Raw genomic sequence first — 6,400 nt, 5'->3', positions numbered from 1 at the left:
GCATGACTGGCACAGTTGGCCATGCCGCGGCGCTGCGCAAGATCGAAAAGCTGCAGCGCGATCGCACGCGATTCGTGCGGGCGCATTTTCACGCGGATCCAACGGATCCGGCCAACTACGATCTCGTATTGAATGTGTCGCGTCTGTCGATCGACGATTGCACGCAGCAGATTGTCGATGCACTGCACGCGGAACAGACCAGCCGCTCGAGCCGATTTCATTTGCACGCGCCGGTTCCCATGGTCAGGCCGGCCTGAAATAAATAATTACAAACGGGGCCTGCAATATCACTAATGATCATCGTCAGGCGGGCGATGCGTTGATCGAGTGTCGTTACATTCGCCCATACAGGCCCTTTCGCGGTCGGCCACCGGCTGCCAAGAGAGGACATCGTGCGCGAGACCAAGAAGACCATTTTCCCCCAAGAGGGACTGATGAGCGTGGCCGATTTTACGGACGCGGATTTAACGCGCGCCGACTTTCATGGAGCGGACCTGGAGGGAACGTGCTTCGACGGCGCCCGTCTGGAGCGGGCTGACTTTCGAGCGGCGGATTTATATTGGACTCGCTTCCTCCGTGCCGAGCTTGGCGGCGCGGACCTGGAAGAGGCCGATTTACGCGGCGCCGTGCTGCAAGAAGCCAGTCTGAAGTGTGCCAATTTGCGACGGGCACGCCTCGGCCCGGACAACCTTTTTGGACCGACGAATCTGGAAGGCGCCAATTGCGAGGGTTGCGATTTCCTGGGTGCCGATTTGCGCGGCGCCATTCTGAAAAATACCAACCTGCGGTTGACCATTCTACGCGGCGCGGATCTGAGCGCCGCCCCCTGCGATCGGCATACCGACCTGACCGGTGCCGATCTTTGCGGTGCCGATCTGAGCGACTGTCAGTTCGACGGGGCGCTGTTCGCTGGCGCACTGTACAGCCGGGCCACGAAATTCCCAGCGGGATTCGACCCCGAGCGGGCTGGTATGCATCTGGTCGACTGACACATAGCCGCTTACCGACGCCATCCAACAAACGGAATGGCACTAGCGATTTCGTCGTCGCCATTATCGCCAGAACGAATCCGAGATGCTGTCGCTTGCGCCCATCGAGAGGGTGCCGGGCGGACTCACGGCAAGGGCCAGCGCAGCCAAGCCGCTTTGCACCGTGCGCAACAGCACGAACACCAGGCCGGAATTGATCAGCCCCACCAGACCCAGAATGGCGAACGTAGAGGGAGGCATGACCTCTTTGGCCGCACTCAGCATGATCACCATGACCACCATCGACAACGGCGGCACGACGACGGCCACGCCGAAATAAACCCAGGTTCGCTGTTGCAACCGGCGGACTGATTCGAGCGCCGACAAGTCGGTGTGATCCACTTGAAATAGCGTGGGATAAAACGCCCGTACCGCCAACACCGTCACGAAGAAGAAGGCCAGGGTCGAAGCCATCATGCCGCACAGCCCCTGCGACGCCATGAAGTGTGCATAGACGACGCTGGCATGGAATTTATCGGGCGGAATCTCGCGGCTCAACCAGAACGGAAACACCAGCCCGGTGACGATCCACTCGGCGGCGCTGACGCAGGCCGTCCAGTCGGCCAGCACAAGCGCGCGGCGCCGCCAACGCGGATCATGGTCTACGTCGTGTGCTTCGTCACGATAAATGCGGCTTACGGCCATCGCCACCGGCCAGGTCAGAGGAAGTACGATGGCAATGCCCACGGCGAAGGCCGCGCCGTTGACGATCGACACGGCCGGATCGTCCAATACGTCGAAGACCGATTTGCCCAGAGATTCGAATATCGCCGGAATATTGTAGGCGAGGTTCAGCAGCGTGAAGATGATGTTCGGCAGCAGTCCGGCTGCGAACATGGCAGTGAGCGGATAGCGGCGAACCCAATTGCGCCACGCCCCGGGACGCGGCCGCAGCAGGCGCATCACCTCGGGTTCCAGTGCTAGCTCCAGTTGTCGCGACAACTGCGCGGCGGAGGGGCGATTGTCCCGGTCTACGTTCAAGCAGCTAAGCAGAAACTGTTTCAGGCCCGAGGGGCAGTCACGCGGCAGTTGCGCAATCGCGTCGATGGGGACGCCTTGATGCCGGTCGGCCAGCATCTGGTTAAGCGTGGCGCTCCAGTTACTGGTGGGCTGGCAATCTTCGAAGGGGCGGCGGCCCGTGAGCAATTCCCACAACATCACGCCCAGCGAGTACACGTCGCTGCGGCCATCTAGGTCCTCGGCCTCGCGCATATGATTCGGGTTGCAGGCTTCCAACTGCTCGGGCGACATGTAGGCCAGACTGCCGCCAAAGTACGCCGCGGCCGACGAGCCCTCGACCTTGGACGAATAGCTGATGTTGAAATCGGCCAGCTTGGGCGTGCCATCGGCGGCCACTAGCACGTTGGCCGGTTTGACATCGCGGTGAAGCACGCCCCGTTGATGCGCGTACGACAGCGCCGCCGCCAGCCGCGATCCCAGCCAACAAACCGTCTGCGGCCAGGTGGCGGTGGCCAGCCGATGCCGTAGCGGAGAATCGGTTGGCGGCGACTCGCCGCGCAGCATCAGGCATTCGTCGATGGCTTCCAGCAAGCGTACGCCCGAGCGCATGCTGGGCGGGAGCCGGCGGATCGTGTCGATCACGGTCTGCAATGTCCCGCCAGGGATGTACTGCATATACAGCAGCCGCAATTGACGTTCGGAGAGGTGCCGCTGGTCGAAGACCCGCACGATATGGGGATGGTCGAGCAGGGCCATCGTCTGGGGCTCGTTTCCCTTGTCGGCCGATATCTTCAGAGCCACGATGCGCTGCATCGACTGCTGGCGGGCCAGAAAGACTGTGGCAAAGGCGCCGCGTCCTAAACGAGTGAGTAAATCGAAGTCGTCGATTTGATCGCCGACTTCGACTTCTTCGAAGCGGGCCGCGCCCACGACCGAGGTGCTCAGATGGGGCGATTCCAATCCCAGCAGCCGGCCCAATTCGTCGGCTTGCCGCGGGAACCGGTCGAAATACTCCTGCGCGCTGACCGACTGGCCACTCTGCTTGCGCAGGTGATATTCCTCGTAGATCAGATCGCACGGCACTTGCCCGCGTTCGGATAACTCGGGGAACTCGGCCACATACTGCTCGATACGGCGCGAATGTTCGGGTCGCGGGCAGCGGTACTCCATATCGACCTTGATCAACTCTACCAAGGTCATATGGCGCAGGGGCGCTGGCCCGGCGGGCAGATAGACGGCCAGTGCTGGCGGATCGCCCCCTGCCTCCCAGGCAGCCACGAGCGCCTCGACACGCTCCGAAAGAAGATTCCAGGCCAGCGTGGGGTTCTGAGAATCAATCAGCTCTTCAGGCTTTTGCGACACGACGCCAGAACTCCTCTGGACCTCACCCCTTTTCCGCCGGAAAACGAGATACAGCACCGCCCGCCGGGATCGCTCGTTTGTTGTAGCACAACCGTGCCAGTTGCGCGAGCAAATATCAGGCCAAGCTAGCCGGCAAGATACTTTGGGGCAAATCAGCATGGCACCGCCTGGCGTGGCCGGGCCGATTTTCAGGCTCCCTTAGCACCGTAGTTCGCGACGACGATAGGTGGATCGGAGCGGTGCTGAAGATCAAAGCGGTTTGGCGGAAAAATGGTTGTTTTTGACGGTCTCGCGGAAGTACGATGCCCGTGCGCCGTTCTGGTGCACTCGCGAAGACGCTACGGGGGAGCTATTTCATGTCTACCGATGCCGACGAGGTTGTCGAACGAATTCGTCAGGGAGACGCTCAGGCGTTGGCCGATTTTATCGCGGCCCGTCGGCTTCCGCTGCTGGCCTACGTCGAGCGGCGACTCGGTTCGGCATTGCGGCGAAAGCTGGAGCCTGAGGACGTGTTTCAGGACGTGTCGGCCGAGGCCGTGCGTTCGCTGGCAACGGCAGACGCTATCGGTCGCGAGCCTTTTGGTTGGCTGTGCCAGATTGCCGAGCGGCGCATCATCGATGCGCACCGGCGCTTTTTCGGCGCGGCCAAAAGGGATGCCGGCCGCGAGGTATCGATCGACAAGGGATCGGCCGACGAAAGCCGGGCGCAAGTGATCGATATGCTGGTTGCCAGCATGACCACGGCCAGTAAGATTTTTTCGCGCAACGTCAAGCAAGAGCGGCTGACCGAAGCGCTGTCGATTCTGCCGGACGAGCAGCGCGAAGCGCTGCGACTGCGTTATGTCGAGGGACTGGCTTCGAAGCAAATTGCCGAGCGGCTCGGCAAGACCGACGGTGCAATTCGCGTGATGCTAACGCGCTCGTTGAATCGGCTGCAATCGCTACTGTGCCCCGACGGAGATTCCTAGGCTGCGTACGACGAGGCGGCTATTCCGATTCTTTGCAGTTCGCGGCGCCGGTCCTCTATAATCGCCATTTCCTTGCGGCGGCTGTTTTTGCTGGACTTTTTACATTCGGGAGTTTTCACGTGCTCGCCACACGCCTGACCGAAATCTTGAAGATCAAGCATCCGATCATGTTGGCCGGCATGGCGGGCGTTTCGTACGCCGAATTGGTCGCTGCCGTGTCAGAAGCAGGTGCCTATGGCGTACTAGGCGCCGGTAGCATGAGCATTGACGAAATGTCCGCCGAAATTGCGAAAGTGCGCAAGCTGACGAGTAAGCCGTTCGGCGTTGATTTGCTGACCCCCATCACGGACAAGCCCGAAGAGGAAGCACGCCGGATCATCGACGGCGGAGCCAGCTGCTTCATCGCCGGCCTGGGGCTGCCGACGCGCGTCATCCAGATGTGCCATGACGCGGGTGTATTGGTATTCAATGTCTGTGGAACAGTGCGCCATGCGATCCTGGCCGAGCAGGCCGGCTGCGATGCCGTTATCGCTCAAGGGACCGAAGGGGGAGGCCATACGGGCCATGTGGGCGCGATGGCGCTGTGGCCGCAGGTTGTCGACAACGTGAAGGTTCCCGTCATTGCCGCCGGCGGTATTTTCGACGGGCGCGGCATCGTCGCCGCCATGGCGCTAGGTTGTGAAGGCGTGTGGGTGGGCACGCGGTTCGTCGCCTGTTCCGAAGCACGCGGAGCGGCTAGCTATAAGGATGCCATCCTCCGCGCCAACGAAAGCGATACGATCGTTTCGCGCTGCTGGACCGGCAAGACGCTGCGCGCGCTGAAAAATCCGACGGTCGAACAGTGGGAGCAGCACCCGCAAGACATCCAAGCTTTTCCGCAGCAAGCGGTCGCCATGCAGCAAGCCGGCCTGATGGGCTTCCTGTTTCCGGCAGATGCCGAGCGCGACCCGCACCTGTCCTGTTTTCCGGCGGGGCAAGGCTGCGGGGGTATCACCAGAATCGAGAGCTGCCGTCAAATTATTGACGGCATGATCGCCCAGGCCGAAGAAGTTCTTGCTGCGGGGGTCGTGCCCCGATCTGCAAGTGCCGCTGCCGCTAAAGTCTAAAAACCAAAGGGCGGGCGTTTATTTCTTTGAATGCTGTTGCGCGTCAAGTGCTTGCGCGAGGCCCGTTTTGGCGGCCGGGTAGTCGGGCTGCAGACGCAGCGCGCGATCGAATTCGATGATTGCGTCTCCCGCGCGATCGGCAGCTACCAACGCGACGCCCAAGTTGTAGTGCAACTCGGCCGAGTCCGGCTCCTGGCGCAATGCCTGCTCAAGGTGCGTTACCGCCGCCCCAGCCTGATTGGCCCGCACCAATGCCAGGCCCAGGCTTTTATGGACGGCGGGATAGTCGGGCTGCATGCGCAATGCCTGTTGGAATTCGGCGACTGCTCGCTGTGATTGGTCCGCTGCAGTCCAGGCAACGCCCAGATTGTAATGCACCTGGGCCGAATCGGGCCGGCGGCGCAAGGCATGCTGTAATTCCACGATCGCGTCCGCGGGCCGACCGTCGCGGACCAAGGCCATCCCCAGGTCATTATAAAGTTCGGCGGAGTCAAATCCGGCCCGCAGCGCTGATTCGAAACAGGAGATGGCCTCCTTGTCGCGGCCGGCGGCGGCATAGGCCAAGGCCAGCTTGCGGCGCAGCTCGCCCGAATCAGGGCCGATGTCGATCGCCTGTTGGAAATGCGAAATGGCATCCTCGGCCCGGCCCACATTGACCAGGCTGATGGCGAGGAATTGATGCACTTTGGCCGGCTCTTCGGGCACGAGCTGCAGAGCCTCTTCGAAATGGGGAATCGCGTCCTGCGACCGCCCACTCAGCGAGAGGGCCGTGCCGAGTTCCATGTGAATTTTCGCGAAGTCCTTGTGGGCAAGCTGCAGCGCTTGCTCGAATTGCTCGATGGCCTGCTCCAATTGTTTGCGATTGAGCAGCTCGACTCCGTAGTTAATGTGGGCGACGTGATTGTAGGGCTGGCGCGCGACGGCGTCTTGCCAAAGTTCCAGTGCATCCTTGAAGTAGGTGAGTCGATAGATGCTC

The 6,400-nt window shown here is 61.4% G+C and carries 6 protein-coding genes; 4 read left to right on the top strand and 2 right to left on the bottom strand.

Features of this window, described 5'->3' with window-relative positions; genetic code table 11:
- Positions 1 to 257: hypothetical protein (locus tag VGG64_29680; GenBank protein HEY1603810.1), on the top strand; the 257-nt coding region annotated here is incomplete at its 5' end.
- Between the two features lie 135 nt (positions 258 to 392).
- Positions 393 to 989 (top strand): pentapeptide repeat-containing protein, encoded by a 597-nt coding sequence (locus tag VGG64_29675; protein HEY1603809.1) that lies wholly within the window; start codon positions 393 to 395, stop codon positions 987 to 989.
- A gap of 63 nt (positions 990 to 1,052) precedes the next feature.
- On the opposite strand, the gene VGG64_29670 is transcribed toward VGG64_29675, so the two are convergent.
- Positions 1,053 to 3,350, bottom strand: a complete 2,298-nt coding sequence (locus VGG64_29670; GenBank protein ID HEY1603808.1) for a serine/threonine-protein kinase — start codon at positions 3,348 to 3,350, stop codon at positions 1,053 to 1,055.
- A gap of 356 nt (positions 3,351 to 3,706) precedes the next feature.
- On the opposite strand from VGG64_29670, the gene VGG64_29665 reads away from it, so the two are divergent.
- Entirely contained in the window at positions 3,707 to 4,318 is a 612-nt protein-coding gene (locus tag VGG64_29665) for a sigma-70 family RNA polymerase sigma factor (protein ID HEY1603807.1), read from the top strand.
- Between the two features lie 119 nt (positions 4,319 to 4,437).
- Entirely contained in the window at positions 4,438 to 5,424 is a 987-nt protein-coding gene (locus VGG64_29660) for a nitronate monooxygenase (GenBank protein HEY1603806.1), read from the top strand.
- Positions 5,425 to 5,442: 18 nt separating this feature from the next.
- Here the strand turns inward: VGG64_29660 and VGG64_29655 are convergent.
- A partial coding sequence (locus VGG64_29655) for a tetratricopeptide repeat protein (protein HEY1603805.1) occupies positions 5,443 to 6,400 on the bottom strand: 958 nt, incomplete at its 5' end.

The organism is Pirellulales bacterium (genome assembly GCA_036490175.1).
GTDB lineage: Bacteria > Planctomycetota > Planctomycetia > Pirellulales > JACPPG01 > JACPPG01.
Note: the sequence above shows the minus strand (reverse complement) of the source record. Positions and strands in the feature narration are given on the sequence as shown.